This window comes from Leucobacter triazinivorans (assembly GCF_004208635.1).
Taxonomy (GTDB): Bacteria; Actinomycetota; Actinomycetes; order Actinomycetales; family Microbacteriaceae; genus Leucobacter; species Leucobacter triazinivorans.
Genome location: NZ_CP035806.1, coordinates 751,908 through 767,914, shown reverse-complemented (window position 1 = coordinate 767,914; position 16,007 = coordinate 751,908). Strand labels below are relative to the sequence as shown.

12 protein-coding genes are annotated in these 16,007 nt (G+C 70.1%); 3 read left to right on the top strand and 9 right to left on the bottom strand.

Annotated features, from left to right (window positions below):
- Positions 1–178 precede the first annotated feature (178 nt).
- The 3 genes from EVS81_RS03485 to EVS81_RS03475 are packed head-to-tail and all read right to left on the bottom strand — an operon-like array spanning position 179 to position 5,387.
- A complete protein-coding gene (locus tag EVS81_RS03485; protein WP_130109154.1) occupies positions 179–889 on the bottom strand; it encodes a cache domain-containing protein in 711 nt (236 codons plus the stop codon).
- Positions 886–1,671, bottom strand: coding sequence for a FadR/GntR family transcriptional regulator (locus tag EVS81_RS03480; protein WP_130109153.1), 786 nt, complete (start codon positions 1,669–1,671; stop codon positions 886–888). Before EVS81_RS03480 ends, EVS81_RS03485 begins: the two co-directional genes overlap by 4 nt.
- Before the next feature lie 11 nt (positions 1,672–1,682).
- On the bottom strand, positions 1,683–5,387 hold the full coding sequence (locus EVS81_RS03475; RefSeq protein WP_130109152.1) for a multifunctional oxoglutarate decarboxylase/oxoglutarate dehydrogenase thiamine pyrophosphate-binding subunit/dihydrolipoyllysine-residue succinyltransferase subunit: 3,705 nt from the start codon (positions 5,385–5,387) through the stop codon (positions 1,683–1,685).
- A gap of 246 nt (positions 5,388–5,633) precedes the next feature.
- On the opposite strand from EVS81_RS03475, the gene EVS81_RS03470 reads away from it, so the two are divergent.
- Positions 5,634–6,974, top strand: coding sequence for a hemolysin family protein (locus EVS81_RS03470; RefSeq protein WP_130109151.1), 1,341 nt, complete (start codon positions 5,634–5,636; stop codon positions 6,972–6,974).
- A complete protein-coding gene (locus EVS81_RS03465; protein WP_130109150.1) occupies positions 6,971–8,017 on the top strand; it encodes a hemolysin family protein in 1,047 nt (348 codons plus the stop codon). Before EVS81_RS03470 ends, EVS81_RS03465 begins: the two co-directional genes overlap by 4 nt.
- Positions 8,018–8,036: 19 nt before the next feature.
- Here the strand turns inward: EVS81_RS03465 and EVS81_RS03460 are convergent, their stop codons facing one another.
- The 3 genes from EVS81_RS03460 to EVS81_RS03450 all read right to left on the bottom strand — a co-directional run bounded on the left by EVS81_RS03460 (position 8,037) and on the right by EVS81_RS03450 (position 11,676).
- A complete protein-coding gene (locus tag EVS81_RS03460) occupies positions 8,037–8,624 on the bottom strand; it encodes a hypothetical protein (protein WP_130109149.1) in 588 nt (195 codons plus the stop codon).
- A gap of 85 nt (positions 8,625–8,709) precedes the next feature.
- Complete coding sequence (locus EVS81_RS03455) at positions 8,710–10,320, bottom strand: SDR family oxidoreductase (RefSeq protein WP_130109148.1); 1,611 nt, start codon at positions 10,318–10,320, stop codon at positions 8,710–8,712.
- Between the two features lie 123 nt (positions 10,321–10,443).
- Positions 10,444–11,676, bottom strand: coding sequence for a ferrochelatase (locus EVS81_RS03450; RefSeq protein ID WP_130109147.1), 1,233 nt, complete (start codon positions 11,674–11,676; stop codon positions 10,444–10,446).
- Positions 11,677–11,761: 85 nt separating this feature from the next.
- On the opposite strand from EVS81_RS03450, the gene EVS81_RS03445 reads away from it, so the two are divergent.
- Positions 11,762–12,325, top strand: coding sequence for a MarR family winged helix-turn-helix transcriptional regulator (locus EVS81_RS03445; protein WP_130109146.1), 564 nt, complete (start codon positions 11,762–11,764; stop codon positions 12,323–12,325).
- Positions 12,326–12,362: 37 nt separating this feature from the next.
- Here EVS81_RS03445 and EVS81_RS03440 read toward each other — a convergent pair whose 3' ends face one another.
- The 3 genes from EVS81_RS03440 to EVS81_RS03430 are packed head-to-tail and all read right to left on the bottom strand — an operon-like array spanning position 12,363 to position 16,005.
- Positions 12,363–13,643, bottom strand: coding sequence for an ABC transporter permease (locus EVS81_RS03440; protein WP_130109145.1), 1,281 nt, complete (start codon positions 13,641–13,643; stop codon positions 12,363–12,365).
- On the bottom strand, positions 13,640–14,452 hold the full coding sequence (locus EVS81_RS03435) for an ABC transporter ATP-binding protein (protein WP_130109144.1): 813 nt from the start codon (positions 14,450–14,452) through the stop codon (positions 13,640–13,642). The genes EVS81_RS03440 and EVS81_RS03435 overlap by 4 nt, the downstream gene beginning before the upstream one ends.
- Entirely contained in the window at positions 14,449–16,005 is a 1,557-nt protein-coding gene (locus EVS81_RS03430) for a hypothetical protein (RefSeq protein WP_240739947.1), read from the bottom strand. Before EVS81_RS03430 ends, EVS81_RS03435 begins: the two co-directional genes overlap by 4 nt.
- Positions 16,006–16,007: the final 2 nt, after the last annotated feature.

The window sequence follows — 16,007 nt, the reverse complement described above, 5'->3', positions numbered from 1 at the left end:
TCAGGCCCTTCGGTCATCCTGCGCGAGCGGAGCGAGTCGCAGGATCCACCCCGGGTGTGGATCCTGCGACTGCGGTCGCTGGGCGACCTTCGCGCAGGATGACGGGTGGGGGCGCCGCTGGGCGACCTTCGCGCAGGATGACGGGTGGGGGCGCCGCTGGGCGACCTCCGCGGGGCGGTCAGTCTTCGGCGTAGAGCAACTGCACGCCCGCCTGTTCGGGAGCGATTCGCGCCCGGCGAAAGCCCGGCAGCGAATCGGGCACGAAGTCGCCGGGGAGGAACCGGGATGAATTGCCGAAGATGACGTTGCCGTGGCGCCCGATCAGCGCCATGGGGGAGCGATGCTCCAGCAGTACGGGGAGCAGCACCGCTTCGAGATCCGACACTTGGATGTCGTTGCCGACGGCGCCCACCCGCGATCCGCCGATCTCGGCCGGCACCGTGAGCGTGAGCACGTAGGCCTCCACGCCGAGGTAGTCGATGTAGGGCCCGACGAGCGCGGGGGTCCCCTCGTGGAACGAGCGGATGAACCACTCGTGATGCTCGTAGTCGTAGTAGCGATCGGCTCCGGGCACCACACCGAACGAGTAGCGCGCGAAGCGAGACTCGTCCTCGCGCACCCACCACTCGAGGTGGCCGTTCTCGGTGCCCAGCGCGGAGTGCGCGAAGATGAGGCCGCAGCCGTCGATGGTCTCGTCGTCGGCGAGGAAGCGCACCGCGGCCGACTTCAGGCGCCGCCGCGTGGAGTCGCTGATCTCGAGGTGACCGGCGTCGTTGAACCGCAGCGTCGAGATGAGCTCGTCGGCGAGGGCGTCGAGGCGTTCGAAGTGCTGCATGAACCACTCGCTCAGCCGGTCGACCGCCGACTGCACCGTCTCCGGAGTGCTCATCGGAACCCCTCGAGGGCGCCGGCGGGCCTGGTCGTGCCCCGCACGCGCCCGAGAGCGATCTTCCCGTCGATGATCAACCGCATGTTCCCCCTGACATGGTCGACCGCCAACTGCTGCGCCTCCTCGGCCCGCTGCTGCTCGATCGCGGTGGTGATGGCGAGGTGCTCGGTGAACGCGAGCTGTGCGGAAGCGTGGCAGACGCCCTCGCACCAGAGGAACGGCGAGAGCTCCGACTGCAGCCGCTGCTCGGCCGCCAGCAGTCGCTGCGAATGGCTGAGCACCGCGACCTCGAAGTGGAACCGGCTGTCGGCCATCGACCGTTCGCGCGCGTTCCGAGCCTCGCGCGCTTGAAAGGCGAACTCGGCGAGCCGGGTGCGACGCCCGGGCTCCGTGCGCTCGGCAGCGAGTCGGGCGGCCATGCCGGACACGGCGGCGTGCTCGTCGAAGAAGTCGCGCAGCGCCACGAGACTCGTGGCGTGCAACGAGGCCTGCAGCGCCTCTGACGACGGGAACGGCGCCTGCACCACGAACGTTCCGCCGTTACGGCCGCGCCGCGTCTCGACCACGCCCTGCGCGCGCAGCGTCGCCAGCGCCTTGCGCAGCGTCGCGACCGCGATCCCGAACTGGCTCGCCAGCTCGGCCTCGGGCGGCAGCCGCTCGCCCACGCTCAGCATGCCCATCGAGATGGCGGACGCGATGCGCTGTGCGATACCGCCGACGTTCGGCCCCGCGGGCGTGCTCTCACCCCGCGAAGGCGTCTGTCCGAGGAGCGGCTGCTGCACCTGCGCGCCGCCTAGGCGTCGAACTGCAGGGCGCGTGCGAGCAGGGCCTCTTGCTCGACTGCGTGCACCTTGGCGGATCCGGTGGAGGGCGCTGCCGACGCGGGGCGGGAGATCACGCGAATGCGGTCGTTCGCCAGGTGCTTCGACAGTTCGAGCGAGATGAAGGGCCAGGCCCCCTGGTTCTCGGGCTCGTCCTGCACCCAGACGAGTTCTGCGCCGGCGTACTGCGTGAGCACCCGCCCGAGCTGGGGGCCGGGGATCGGGTAGTACTGCTCGACGCGCACGAGCGCGACGCGCGGATCGGGGCGCTTCTCGAGTGCCGTGCGCAGATCGTAGTAGATCTTGCCGGACACGAGCAGCACGCGCTCGACGGCCTGCTGATCCTCGATGCGGGGGTCGTCGAGCACGGGCTGGAAGGTGCCGCTCGTGAACTCGTCGACGGACGAGGTGGCGCCTCGCAGGCGGAGCATCGACTTCGGGGTGAAGACGATGAGCGGCTTGCGCGGACGGGCGTAGGCCTGACGGCGGAGCAGGTGGAAGTAGTTGGCCGGAGTCGACGGGCGGGCGACGATCATGTTGTCCTCGGCGCAGAGCTGCAGGTAGCGCTCGATGCGGGCGGAGGAGTGGTCGGGTCCCTGCCCCTCGTAGCCGTGCGGCAGCAGCAGCACGACCGACGAGCGCTGCCCCCACTTCTGCTCGGCCGCGGCGATGTACTCGTCGATGACGGCCTGCGCCGTGTTCGCGAAGTCGCCGAACTGCGCCTCCCACAGCACCAGGGCGTCCTCCCGCTGCAGCGAGTAGCCGTACTCGAAGGCGAGTGCGGCGTACTCCGAGAGCAGAGAGTCGTAGATCCAGAACCGCGCCTGCTCGTCAGACAGGTTGAGCAGCGGGATCCACTCCTGCCCGTTCCTGCGGTCGTGGAAGACCGCGTGGCGCTGTGCGAAGGTGCCCCGGCGCGCGTCCTGTCCGACGAAGCGTACCGCGGTGCCCTCGACCAGCAGGGATCCCAGCGCGATCAGCTCGCCGAAGCCCCAGTCGATCCCGCCCTCGCGGCTCATCTCGACGCGCTTGTTGAGCAGCTGCTGCAGCTTCTGGTGCACGGTGAAGCCCTCGGGCTTGTTGCCGAAGGCGTCGCCCACTCGTTCGACGACGCTGCGGTCGACCGCCGTCTCGAGCGGGGCGGGGCCGGGGCCCCCGACCTCGCCGAGTTCGGCGATCCCGCTCGCGCCCACGACCGGGATCGATCCCGTCTGCGCGGCGTGCGTCTCCTGGAAGGCGAGCTCGAGGCGATCCTGGAAGTCCTGCTTCGCCTTCTCGTACTCCTCCTCGGTGATATCGCCGCGACCCACCAGCGCGCCCGTGTACAGACGACGGGTCGAGCGCTTGGCCTCGATCAGGTCGGTCATGAGCGGCTGGGTCATCGACGGATCGTCGCCCTCGTTGTGACCGCGTCGGCGGTAGCACACGAGGTCGATGATGACGTCGATGTGGAAGCGCTGACGGAACTCGTAGGCGAGCTTCGCCACGCGCACGACAGACTCGGGGTCATCGCCGTTGACGTGGAAGATCGGGGCCTGCACCACCTTGCCGACCTCGGAGGAGTAGACGCCGGAGCGGGAATCGATGGGCAGCGTTGTGAAGCCCACCTGGTTGTTGATGATGATGTGGATCGTGCCGCCGGTGCGGTAGCCGCGCAACTGCGACATCTGCAGGGTCTCGTACACGACTCCCTGGCCGGCCATCGCCGCATCGCCGTGCACGAGGATCGGGAGTGTGGTGAACGAACCGATCGGCTTGAGATCCTGCTTGGCACGCACGATTCCCTCGAGCACGCCGTTGACCGTCTCCAGGTGGGACGGGTTGGCGGCGAGGTGGATGGGCACCTGGGTGCCATTCGGGGCGGTGAACACCCCCGAGGTGCCGAGGTGGTACTTGACGTCGCCGGATCCGCCCTTCTGGGCCTGCGCGCCCTCGAATTCCCGGAAGATCTGGCCGTAGGTCTTGCCGGCGATGTTCGAGAGCACATTGAGGCGGCCGCGGTGCGCCATGCCGATGTCGACGCTGTCGACGCCGTCCTCCGCCGCGTCGATGAGCATCGCGTCGAGCAGCGGAATGACCGACTCGCCGCCCTCGAGGCTGAAGCGCTTCTGGCCGACGTACTTGGTCTGCAGGAAGGTCTCGAAGGCCTCGGCCTCGTTGAGCTTCTCGAGGATGCGCATCTGCTCGTCACGGCTCGGCTTGGCATAGGGCACCTCGAGCTGCTCGCGCAGCCAGAGGCGCTGCGCGGGATCCTGGATGTGCATGTACTCGATGCCGATCTTGCGGCAGTACGAGTCGCGCAGCACGCCCAGGATGTCGCGCAGCTTCATGGCGCGCTTGCCGCCGATGCCGCCGGTGACGAACTCGCGATCGAGATCCCAGAACGTGAGCCCGTGAGACTCGATCTCGAGGTCGGGGTGGGTGCGCTGCTGGTACTCGAGCGGGTCGACGTCGGCCATCATGTGGCCGCGCACGCGGAATGAGTTGATGAGCTCCTGCACGCGCGCAGTCTTGTCGACGGCCCCTGAGATGTCGACGTGGATGTCGGAGGCCCACTGCACGGGCTTGTAGGGGATGCGCAGCGCAGCGAAGATCTCCTCGAAGAAGCGGTGGCTTCCCGTGAGGCGCTCGTGCACGAGCTTCAGGAACTCGCCCGAACCGGCCCCCTGGATCACGCGGTGATCGTAGGTGCTCGTGAGCGTGATCGTCTTGCCGATGCCGAGGTTGGTGAGCACCTCCTGCGAGGCTCCCTGGAACTCGGCCGGGTACTCGAGGGCGCCCGCGCCGATGATGCAGCCCTGCCCCTGCATGAGGCGCGGCACGGAGTGCTCGGTGCCGATGCCGCCGGGGTTCGTGAGCGAGAGCGTCGTGCCCTGGAAGTCTCCGGCGGTGAGCTTGTTGTCGCGCGCCCGCTTCACCAGATCCTCATATGCCGCGAGGTACTCGTTGAAGTCGAGCGTCTCGGCGCGCTTGATGGACGGGACGAGCAGGGAACGCGTGCCGTCCGGCTTCGGCACGTCGATGGCGATCCCGAGCCCGATATGGGCGGGCGCCACGATCGAGGGCTTGCCGTCGACCTCGGCGTAGGCCACGTTCTGGCTGGGGAACTCCTTGAGGGACTGGATCAGCGCCCAGCCGATGAGGTGGGTGAACGACACCTTGCCGCCGCGGCTGCGGCGCAGGTGATTGTTGACCACGATTCGATTGTCGATCAGCAGCTTCGCCGGGACGGTGCGCACGCTCGTGGCGGTCGGGACCGTGAGGCTCTGATCCATGTTCTTGGAGAGCGTGCGGGCCATGCCGCGCAGCGGAGTGACCGAGTCCTCCTGCGTCTCGGCGGCTTCGGCGGCTTCGACACGGGGCGCGGTGCGCGGAGCGTCCGCCGGGATCGGCGCCTCTCGGGGAGCGGCGTTCGTGGTGCGCGCGGGCTGGGCCGGAGTGGTGATCGGAGTGGTGGAGGGGCCCGTGCTGACCTGCGGCTGCGATTGCTGCTGCGGCTGCGGGACTGTGGGGCTCGGCGCCGAGGCGCCGTACTTCTCGAGAACCGGCCACCAGGAGCGGTCCACGGAGTTCTTGTCGACCTGATACTGCTTCCACAGCTCATCGACGAGCCACTCGTTTGCACCGAAATCTTCTGCGGGACCAGCGTGTCCGGTGGTCTCCGTTCGCTCCGCCAAAGCGACGTCCTCTCGTTTCATGCCGGGTGAGGCAACAGGTGTAGTAGCCGGGGGTGAGGCTCCATAGCCGTACCGCACCCAAGCCTACGCCTTTCGGCATGGTGATGCCGCCATACTCACAGCCGAATCCGGGATCTCAGCTGCTAGAGTTTCGTAGCCTATGGACGCAGACTCTCGAAGACCGGCGGAGCCCCCGAGTACCGGCCGCGCTGCGGCGCGGCCCGACGCATCCACCCGGAGTCGCCGGTGAACGACTGGATACTCCTGCTCATCGGCATCCTGCTCACGGCGGGCACCGGCATCTTCGTCGCAGCCGAGTTCTCGCTCGTGGCGCTCGATCGCCAGGACCTCGAGCGGCGCCGCACGGCGGGCGAGCGCGGTCTCGACCGCGTGATCCGCGGCCTGTCCATCACCTCGACGCATCTCTCGAGCGCCCAGCTGGGCATCACTCTGACGACGCTGCTCGCGGGATACACCCTGGAGCCGGCCATCAGCGGCTTCCTCGACGGCCCGCTCGGGGCGCTGGGCGTGCCGGAGGGCCTGCGGCGCGCGATCAGCGCGCCCGTCGCCGTCGCCCTCGCCACGGTATTCTCCATGATCGTCGGCGAGCTCGTCCCCAAGAACTTCGCGCTCGCCCGGCCGCTCGCCACGGCGCGGCTCGTGATGCCGGCTCAGGCGGCGTTCACCACGACGTTCAAGCCGGCGATCCTCGTGCTCAACGGCAGTGCCAACGGCATCCTCCGCGGCATCGGCATTGAGCCCAAGGAGGAGCTCTCCGGGGCGCGGTCGGCCGAGGAGCTCTCGTCGCTCGTGCGCCACTCGGCGAGTGCGGGTCTGCTCGAGGCCGACACGGCGACGCTGCTCGATCGCACCCTCCGCTTCTCGGAACTCACGGCGGCCGACGTCATGACGCCCCGGCTCAAAGTCGAGAGCCTGCAGCGGCTCGAACCCGCGACGGCGGTGCTCGAGCTGTCGGGCCGCACCGGCTTCTCGCGCTTCCCGGTGATCGACGAGGATCGCGACGACGTGGTCGGGGTCGTGCATGTCAAGCAGGCGGTGGCCGTGCCGCGGGCGCGGCGCCCCGAAGTTCCCGTCGCTGCGCTCGCGGAGGATCCGGTCCGCGTGCCCGAGACGATGCGGCTCGACCAGCTGCTCGAGGAGCTGCGCGCCACCGGCTTCCAGCTCGCCATCGTCGTGGACGAGTACGGCGGCACTGCGGGCATCGTGACGCTCGAGGACCTCGTCGAGGAGATCGTCGGAGAAGTGGCCGACGAGCACGATCGCGCGGCCGCGGGCGTGGTGGGCACGGCCGAGGAGATGACCTTCCCGGCGGATCTGCGGCCCGACGAGGTGCTCGAGCAAACCGGCATCGATATCCCGGGCGGCGACGAGTACGACACGGTCGCCGGGTTCGTGCTGCGCGAGCTCGGGCGCATACCCGAGCCGGGTGACGAGGTCGTGCTCGCCGACGGCGGCACGCTGCGCGTCGAGCGCATGGACGGGCGCCGGATCGCCCGCCTGCGCTACACGAGCGCGCCGTTGCCCGACGGGGTCGAGGATCAGGCGCACCGGGAGGACGGACGATGAGCGACTGGTTGGGCATCGTCTGGCTCGTGCTGCTGCTCGTGGTCAATGCGTTCTTCGTGGGCGCGGAGTTCGCCGTCATCTCCGCCCGCCGCTCCCAGATCGAGCCTCGGGCCGAAGCCGGGTCGAAACGCGCGAAGACCGCGCTCTACGCGATGGAGCATGCCACGCTCATGCTGGCGACGAGTCAGCTCGGCATCACCGTGTGCTCGCTGCTGATCCTGAACGTGTCGGAGCCCGCGATCCATCACCTGCTCGAGGGGCCGCTCGCGTGGACGGGTCTGGCGCCCGAAGCGGTGAGCATCACGGCGTTCGTGCTCACGCTGCTCGGCGTCTCGTACCTGCACGTGGTGTTCGGCGAGATGGTGCCGAAGAACGCGGCGTTCTCGATGCCGGATCAGGCGGTTCTGCTGCTCGCGCCGCCGCTCGTCGCGGTGTCGCGGCTGCTGCGCCACGTGATCGCCGCGCTCAACGCGATCGCGAACGGTGTGCTTCGGCTGTTCGGCGTCGAACCGAAGTCCGAGACCACCAGCACCTACACGCTCGAGGAAGTCGCGAGCATCGTGAGCCACTCGACGAGAGAGGGCGTGCTGGAGGATCGCAGCGGTGCGCTGACCGCGGCGTTCGAGTTCACCACCAAGCGCGCCGAGGATCTGCTCGTGCCGCTCGATCGACTCGTGATGCTGCCGGCGGGCGCCACTCCGGGCGATGTGGAGGCTGCGGTCGCCAGGCGCGGATTCTCCCGCTATCCCATCGCGGGCACCGACGGCGAGCTCGACGGCTACGTGCACATCAAGGATCTGGTGCGCCTCGGGGAGGAGCGCATCGCGGAGCCGATCCCGCCGAAGCGCATTCGCGAGATGATCTCGATCCACGCGGCGACCGAGCTGGAAGACGTGCTCGCCCGCATGCAGGCGCGCGGGATCCATCTCGCCCGCATCCACGATTCGGAGGGTGCCGAGCTGGGCGTCGTGTTCCTCGAGGACGTGATCGAAGAGCTCGTCGGCGAGATCCACGACGCGACCAAGCGGCAGCGGTACGAGTAGTCGGCCGGCGAGCGCCTGCTCAGCGGGCGACGAGCACGAGGTGCGCCGAGATCTCGTCGATCGGGAGCTCGCCGCTCGCGATCAGCGGGTTGTCTGGCACGCTGAGCGTGACGTCGAACTCTGCGGCGTCCTCGCTCAGCGCCGTCGGCGTCAGTCGAACACTCGTGCCGTTGCGCACGGAGCCGTTCACCGAGAGCGTGCCCGTGACGGTCACGGTGCCGACCTCGCTGTTCGCCCGTCGCAGGGCCGTCGGCTCGGTGAGCACGAACTCGGCCCGGGGTAATCCCTCGGCGTTCACCTCGTATCTCGCCTCCGTGATCACGCCGTCGTTGAGCACCAGGTATCCCGCCGACGTGACGCGCTCGTCGAGCAGGGACTCCAGCACCGGATTGTCCCCCGGAGCGAGCAGGCGCGTTCCCGAGACGTCGTAGACACGCGTCGCCGGCACCTCGAGTAGATCGGAATCGACCGCGGCGCGCAGTTCGGCCGCCTGCACGCTCGCACTCGGAGCTGCGGCGCAGCCGACGAGGCAGAGGGGCAGCGCAGCAGACACCGTCGCGACGAACCCGATGGTTCTCGCAGAGCGACTCATCTCCACCACTGCCACAGCCCCGATCCCTCGTGTCCGGCGTACCCGCTGAGACTACGCCCCGAAGGTGGGAAGCGGCCCAACGTCGCGATCCGCCGCGCGATCAGCCGCTCGTCGGAGTCGCCGAGTCGGGCTGCGATCGGGGTTCGGGCGCCGACTCGGCTTCGGACCGGGTCACGATGCGATTGACCATTCCACTGAAGATCAGCCCGTGGAAGGGCAGCATCGCCAGCCAGTACAGTCGGCCGCTGAGACCTCGAGGGAAGAACACCGCGCGCTGACGGTAGGTGGACCCCGTTCCCTGCGGCTCGACGCCGAGTTCGAGCCAGGCTTCGCCGGGAACGCGCATCTCGGCGCGCAGCCGCAGCAGGCGCTCCGGCACCAGCGTCTCGACGCGCCAGACGTCGAGGGCGTCGCCGGCGGCCAGCCGTGCGCGCGACCGCCTGCCGCGCTGCAGGCCGACCCCGCCGAGGCATCTGTCGAGAAATCCGCGAAGCGCCCACAGTACCGGCGCCGAGTACCAGCCGGTCGCCCCGCCGATCTGGGTGATGGATCGCCAGACGGCCGCGGGATCCGCCGCCGACGTCTTCCGGCGCGCATCAACGAACACCGTCCGCCCCGCCCACTCGGGATCGCTCGGCATCGGGTCGCTCGGTGCGCTGGGCATTCGCGCATCCACCCAGCTCGTCTCCACCTCGTCGAGCTCGATGCGGCCGAGAGCGAGCCGCACTGCGCGGCGGTACCCGGTGAGCCCCTCCGGGGGCGGCGGGATCCACGCGTCGATATCGTGGTTCCGCATGACGCAGTCGTGCTGCAGCGATTCCACCAGCGGGCGCGCGATCTGGCGGGGTACGGGCGTCACGAGCCCCACCCAGTGGGAGGCGAGCTTCGGGGTGAGCACCGGGAGCGAGGCGATCCGCCGCTGCGGCAGTCCGGCCTCGACGGCGTACCCGTTCATCATCTGCCCGTAGCGCAGCACGTCCGGCCCACCGATGTCGAGCGCGGCGTTCAGCTCGGCATCGATGCGCGGTGCGGCCAGGAGGTAGTGCAGCACGTCGCGGATCGCGATCGGCTGGATGAAGTTGCGCACCCATCGGGGCGCCGGCATCACCGGCAGCACCTCCGTCAGGTGCCGGACCATCTCGAACGATGCCGAGCCCGAGCCGATGATCACGCCCGCCTGCAGCACGAGCGCCGGTGTGGACGCCCCGAGGAGGATCTCGCCGACCTCCCGCCGTGACGCCAGGTGCGGGGAGAGGCGCTCGTGCTCGGGATGCAGGCCGCCGAGGTAGATCACTCGTCGCACGCCCTGCTCGTCGGCGGCGCGCGCGACGTTGCGGGCGATCCGGCGGTCGGCCTCGGCGAAGTGCGCGCCGGAAGACATCGAGTGCAGCAGGTGATAGAGCACGTCCACGCTCGCGGCCGCCTCCAGCACGGCGTCGCGATCCGACGCGTCACCGACCAGGATCTCGACCCGGTCCGCCCAGGCGGCCGCCGATGCGCGCTCCCGCGTGCGGGTGAGCACGCGGACGCGGTACCCGCCGGCGAGCAGTCGCGGGATCAGCCGACCCCCGACGTATCCCGTTCCCCCGAGCACGAGTGCTCGGGGGGCCGAGCCATCGGGATTCGGTCGTGCTCGGAGGTACTCCTCGGAGCCCGCCGGAGTGCTGAACGCGACGGAACCCGTGCGCGTCGCCTCTTCGTCACCCGTCATGAGACCCCTCGCCTTCCGCTCGCGCCGGTATCGGACGTGCCGCCCTGTGCGCTCCGTGTTGCGTGCTCCGTGTTGCGTGTTGCGTGCTCCGTGTTGCGTGTTCCGTGTTCTGTGCGAACGATCCTAGGGGACGAGGCCCGCGATGGCGGGGCGGGGGGAGGCTCCGCCCTTCGCGCAGCAGCCGGGCCGGCACACGTCGAACCAGGGCCCGATGCCGGTGGTGTTCCTGCGGCGCCCGACGGGTCGGCCGACGACGCGCTCCTGGACCAGATCGACGAGCGCGGCGACGAAGGCGGGGTCGGTGCCGGGCGTGGGCACTCGGTGCATCTGCAGCCCCACGCGCTCCGCGGTCTCACGGGCCTCGTGATCGAGGTCCCACAGCACCTCCAGGTGATCGCTCACGAAGCCGATCGGCACGACGAGCACGGCCGAGCGATGCTCGAGGGCCTCGATGGCGTCGTTGATATCGGGCTCCAACCAGGGTGTGGACGGCGAGCCGGAGCGCGACTGGTAGACGAGCTGCCAGGCCACCCCGGGCGCGGCCTCGGCCATCACCCGCTCGGCGACGGCCAGGTGCTGCGCGGCGTAGGCGCCGCCCTCCACACCGTCGAAGAGGCCGGCCCCGGAGAGCCGGGCGTCGGCGGTGGGGATGCTGTGCGTCGAGAAGAGCACCTCCATCCGCGAGCGCTCGTGCCCTTCCGCCTCCGCGGCCTGGATCGCCGCGCGCAGGCCGTCGACGAAGGGCTGCACGAATCCCGGGTGGGAGAAGAACTGACGCACCTTGTCGATCTGCATCACCTCCTGCAGCTCGGCCGACTCGAGGGCGTCGGCCCAGTCCTCGCGATACTGGCGGCATGACGAATACGACGAGTAGGCGCTCGTCGGGATCGCGAGCATGCGGCGCACGCCATCGGCAGCGGCTTGGGCCAGCACGTCATCCAGGTAGGGGGCCCAATTGCGGTTGCCCCAGTAGACGGGGATCCGGATCCCTGCCGTCTGCAGGGCGGACTCGAGGGCAGAACGCAGCTCTCGATTCTGCTCGTTGATCGGGCTCACGCCGCCGAACGCGTGATAGTGGTGAGCCACGTCTTCGAGCCGCTCATCGGGGATGCCCCGCCCGCGCGTCACGTTCCTGAGGAAGGGCATGACGTCCTCGGGGCCCTCGGGGCCGCCGAACCCCGACAGCAGAATCGCGTCGTAGGCCATGGGCTGTTCCACGTGAGCGGGGCCCGCGACCGCGGCGGGGGTCGCCGAGGCGACCCGGGCGCCGGGTGCGAAGCGGGCGGCGGCCGCCTGCGGCGGCTTCGTCTCGCGCCGCTCGCCGGCGGCGCTCGCTTGCTTGGTCGAACGGGTCATCGTCATCTCCAGTCGTATTCCGCTGCGCGCCATTTCGTTAGCTTGGCTAATATTAAACCTAGCATAACAAATATATACTGGGACCATGAGCAGACGCAGCGAGACCGACGCCTCCGCACGACGCGCATCTCTCGATCCGACGCTCGTGGACACGCATGGTCTCTCCGCATCGGACACGGCCCAGGCCTTCGCCGTGATGGAGGCGCTGGCCGTGTGGCAGGAGTCTTGGCGGGCGCTGGCGAAGCTGTCGGCCCGGTACATGCGGCTGAACGAGACCGACATGCGTGCGATCCGCATGATCATGGGCGCGCAGCGCAGGGGAGAGACGATGACGCCCAAGGACATCGCGCGCGCCGTCGACATCTCGCCGGCCTCGACTACGAAGCTCATCGACCGTCTCGTCGCCGCCGGGCATCTCACACGCTCGGCCCACCCCACCGATCGGCGCACGACCGTCATCAGCGTCACCGAGTCGACGCGCAGAACCGCGCGGGACACCATCGGACGCCAGCACGCGCGTCGCTTTGCCGTCGTCGCGGCCATGGACCCCGAAGAGCGAGACACCCTCATCCGGTTCTTCACCGACCTCGCTGCCGCGGATCGGCCGCAGGCGGAGCTGCTCGAGGCGGAGTCTCCGACGGCGACGTAGCGCGCGGGCGGCGAGCCGCGGTGCGTCGCGCCGCCCGCTAAGCGTCGCGCAGCGCGTCCACCGGCTCGATCCGCGCCGCCTTCACTGCGGGGTAGGCTCCCGCTGCGAGACCGACGAGCGCGCCCACGACCACGCCCAGGGGAGCGGCCCAAAGCGCGATCACGGGGGTCCAATGCTGGATCAGGCACACCCCGATGAGCGCGAAGAGGCCGATGGACACCCCGATGAGCCCGCCCAGTACGCCCGTGGTGAGCGACTCGAGGATGAACTGGCGGGCGATGTCTCCTGTTCTCGCCCCCAGCGCTCGCCGCAGACCGATCTCGCCGCGTCGCTCCGTCACGGAGAGCAGCGTCACGTTGGCGATGCCGATCCCGCCGCCCAGCAGCGCCACGACGCCGATCGCGAGGAAGAGCACGTTGATGTCGGCTTCGACGTTCGCCTGGAGCTCGTTCGCGGTGCCTGGGGCCGACACGGTGAAGGATTCGGGGGCGTTGGGATCGAGTGCGAGCGGAGCCTGCCGCGCGACTACCGAGCCCGCTCCGATGTCGATGCGCAGGTCGAGGCTGTCGGCCGCGGCGAGTCCGAGCCCGGCACGGGCCGTGCTCACCGGAACGATCACGGAGTCGAGCAACCCGCTGCGCGTGCCCACGTCTCCGAGAATGCCGATGACCGTGTAGGCCCGGTCGCCGATGAAGACCGCGGGCTGTCCCGTCACGCGGTTGATCCCGAGCTGCTCGGCCGCGCCAGTTCCGAGCACCACGACGCGGTCCTTCCGCTCTTCGTGCCCGGCATCGAAGAAGCGCCCCGTCTGCACCGATCCGCGCACCACGTCGAGCAGCTCGGGCGAGGCCGCGATCACGGGTGGTGAGCTCCGCTGCGCGGCCGAGGGATCCTGCACCTGCACCGCGTCCACCCGGGGTGCGTTCGGCACCTTCGCGTAGAGCGCCGCGCGCTCGACGCCGGCGAGCGTCTCCGTGCGCTCCACGGCGTCCCACGGAATGCGGGATGTGGCGCGCTCCTTTCCGCCCGGAGTGCTCGTCGTTCCTGGCTCGACGGTGACACGTGTCGCCGCCAGCGCGTCGAACTGCTGGGCGATCTGCCCCGCGGCGGTCTGGGCGAAACCGATCGTCGCGACGAGCGAGGCGATCCCGAGCACCGTGCCGATCAGGGTGATCACGAGGCGCGACGGCCGTGCACCGACCCCCTCGAGCGACTCGTGCGCCAGATCGCGCAGCGAGATCGCCGGCTGTCGTGCGCGGTCGCGACCTCTGAACCGCAGCAGCGCACCGCGCCGACCGGCGCGCTCCCGGCGCGTCATGCCAGCTCCGAGAGCTCGCCGTCGTGCATGCGCACCCGCCGGCCCGCCGACGCCGCGACCGCCTCGTCGTGGGTGATCATCACGATCGTGAGGCCATCGGCGCCCAGCTCGTCGAAGAGTCGCATGATCGACGCGGAGTTCTCGCGGTCGAGGTTGCCGGTGGGCTCGTCGGCCAGCAGCAGCCTCGGAGAGGTGCAGACGGCCCGTGCGATCGCGACGCGCTGGCGCTCGCCGCCTGAGAGCGTTGCGGGGGAGAAGTCGACGCGATGCGAGAGGCCGACGCGCTCGAGAGCCGCCCGGGCCAGCGGTTCCCGCTGTTCCCTGCCTGCACCGGCGTACGCTCCCGCCAGCATCACGTTCTCGAGCACGGTGCGGGTGGACAGCAGATGGAACGACTGGAATACGAAGCCGATGGCCCGGCTGCGCAGCGCGGCGCGCTCGTCATCGCCGAGCTGCGAGACGTCGACGCCCTCGAAGAGGAAGCGGCCCGTGCTCGGCCGGTCGAGCAGTCCGAGCGTGTTGAGCATCGTCGACTTGCCCGAGCCCGACGGACCGACGATCGCCAGGTAGTCGCCGCGTTCGACCGTGAGATCGACTCCGCGCAGCGCAGCCACGGGAGGCGGGCCCGGGAAGAACCGCGTGACGTCGTCGAGACTGATGAGCGGGCCCGAGCCGTCGGGGGTGCAGATGTCCCCTGCGACGCCGGAGCTCGCCGCGCGGGCCCGGGCGCGCGCCCGGCGACGCGCTGCACGGACCACCCGACGGTCGGCCGCGCGGGATCCCGGAGAAGTGCCCTCGACGCTGCTCACCGGCCGACCACGACCTTGGCTCCCGCGACGAGTCGCGGCTCCTCTGAGATGATCTCCACATAGCCGTCGGCCGCCAGCCCGGCCTCGACCTCGACGATCTCGGTCTCGGCGTCGGCCCCGTTCTTCGCATCGATCAGCAGCTCGACGCGGTTCTCTCCGCCGGATCCCGCCGAGAGTGCGGCGAGCGGCACCGCCAGCACCTCTCCGTCGGTCGAGGCGATCGGCAGGCGCAGTCGCACGTTCGTGCCGCGCAGCGCCTCGATCTGCTCGGACGTGAGATCGCCGGGAGACAGCGTCACCGTGTAGCGGTCGCCGCCGCTCTGGCCGCCGCCCCCGTTCCCGTCGGATGCTCCCTCCTCCTGGCTCCCGTCCTCGGATTCGCCGCGCGAAGCGGGTGCCGCGATCCGCTGCACGGTCGCGTGCAGCTCCTCGCCGCCGGGCCCCGGGTAGAAGGCCTCGTCTCCCTCGCTCAGCAGCTCGGCGTCCTGCTTCGACAGTGATCCGATGATGGTGAGCGCTGCGCCGGAGACGCTCATCGGCGAGCCCGAGAGGATATCGCCGCGCGCCACCGAGACGTCGTCGACGCGACGCGGCAGATCGCCGAGGAAGAGCACCTCGCTCGACGGGAGCCGGGGCAGCACCCCTTCCTGGGCGGTGACGAGGGACTCCTGCGCGTCGGTGAGTTCGACCCACGCCGAGTTCACCGCAGCCTGCTCGCCGATCACGTTCCTGGCACCGCCGTCGCTCGCATCCTTCAGGTCGGCCTGAGCCTGCGCGACCGCGGTGTTGGCGTCGCGCACCGCGCGCTCGGCGTCGCGCAGCGCGAGCCGAGCCTCCGAGCCGCCGTCGGCCGCCTCGTAGCCGGTCTGCTCGTAGAGCGCGCCGAGCGCCGCGGCGGTGTCGTAGTCGAAGAGATCCGATCCGGGATCTCCGGCCGCGTAGCCCAGGGCGCCCAGCGCGTCCTTCAGCTGAACGACATCGGGGCCGCGCATGCCCACGCTGAGCATGCGGTAGGCGGGAAGCGTCCCCGGCAGCACGATGACGGGCCGTCCGGCCACCTCCAGCGCGATGTTGCCGGGCTTCAACACGGTTCCGATCTCGGGCACGTGCCCCGTGACGACGGGGCGCTCCTCCCCGGCCGCGGCGTCGATCGTCACATCGATCGCGTCGGCGTAGGTGACCTCGCCGCGCGCCACTATGGTGTTCTCGATCACCCGCTCCTCGACGGGTGCCGTGACCGGACCCGGCTCGGGCGGGGCGGTGCGCGCCGCGATCTCGGCCGGCGAGACGACGAACTGCATCACCGCGACGCCGGCGAGCAGGGACACGACCGCGACCGCCGTGACGAGGACGACCAGCCGCGTGCCCGACCAGGTGCGCCTCGGCCGCTGCGCCGCGGGTGGGTCCTGCGCCACGGGGTCCTGCGCCACGGGATCCTGCGCTGCGGGATCCGGCGCCGGTGGATCCGGCGCTGCGGGATCCGGCGCCGGTGGATCCGGCGCTGCGGGATCCCGCGCAACGTCGCCCCGGCGCCCCCTCCTCTGCAGCGCCACCG

Bases quoted from the DNA above. Each gene is read 5' to 3' on its own strand.
- EVS81_RS03485 (WP_130109154.1), bottom strand. From the start codon at position 889: ATGAGCACTCCGGAGACGGTGCAGTCGGCGGTCGACCGGCTGAGCGAG.
- EVS81_RS03465 (WP_130109150.1), top strand. From the start codon at position 6,971: ATGAGCGACTGGTTGGGCATCGTCTGGCTCGTGCTGCTGCTCGTGGTC.
- EVS81_RS03455 (WP_130109148.1), bottom strand. From the start codon at position 10,320: ATGACGGGTGACGAAGAGGCGACGCGCACGGGTTCCGTCGCGTTCAGC.
- EVS81_RS03450 (WP_130109147.1), bottom strand. From the start codon at position 11,676: ATGACCCGTTCGACCAAGCAAGCGAGCGCCGCCGGCGAGCGGCGCGAG.
- EVS81_RS03445 (WP_130109146.1), top strand. From the start codon at position 11,762: ATGAGCAGACGCAGCGAGACCGACGCCTCCGCACGACGCGCATCTCTC.
- EVS81_RS03440 (WP_130109145.1), bottom strand. From the start codon at position 13,643: ATGACGCGCCGGGAGCGCGCCGGTCGGCGCGGTGCGCTGCTGCGGTTC.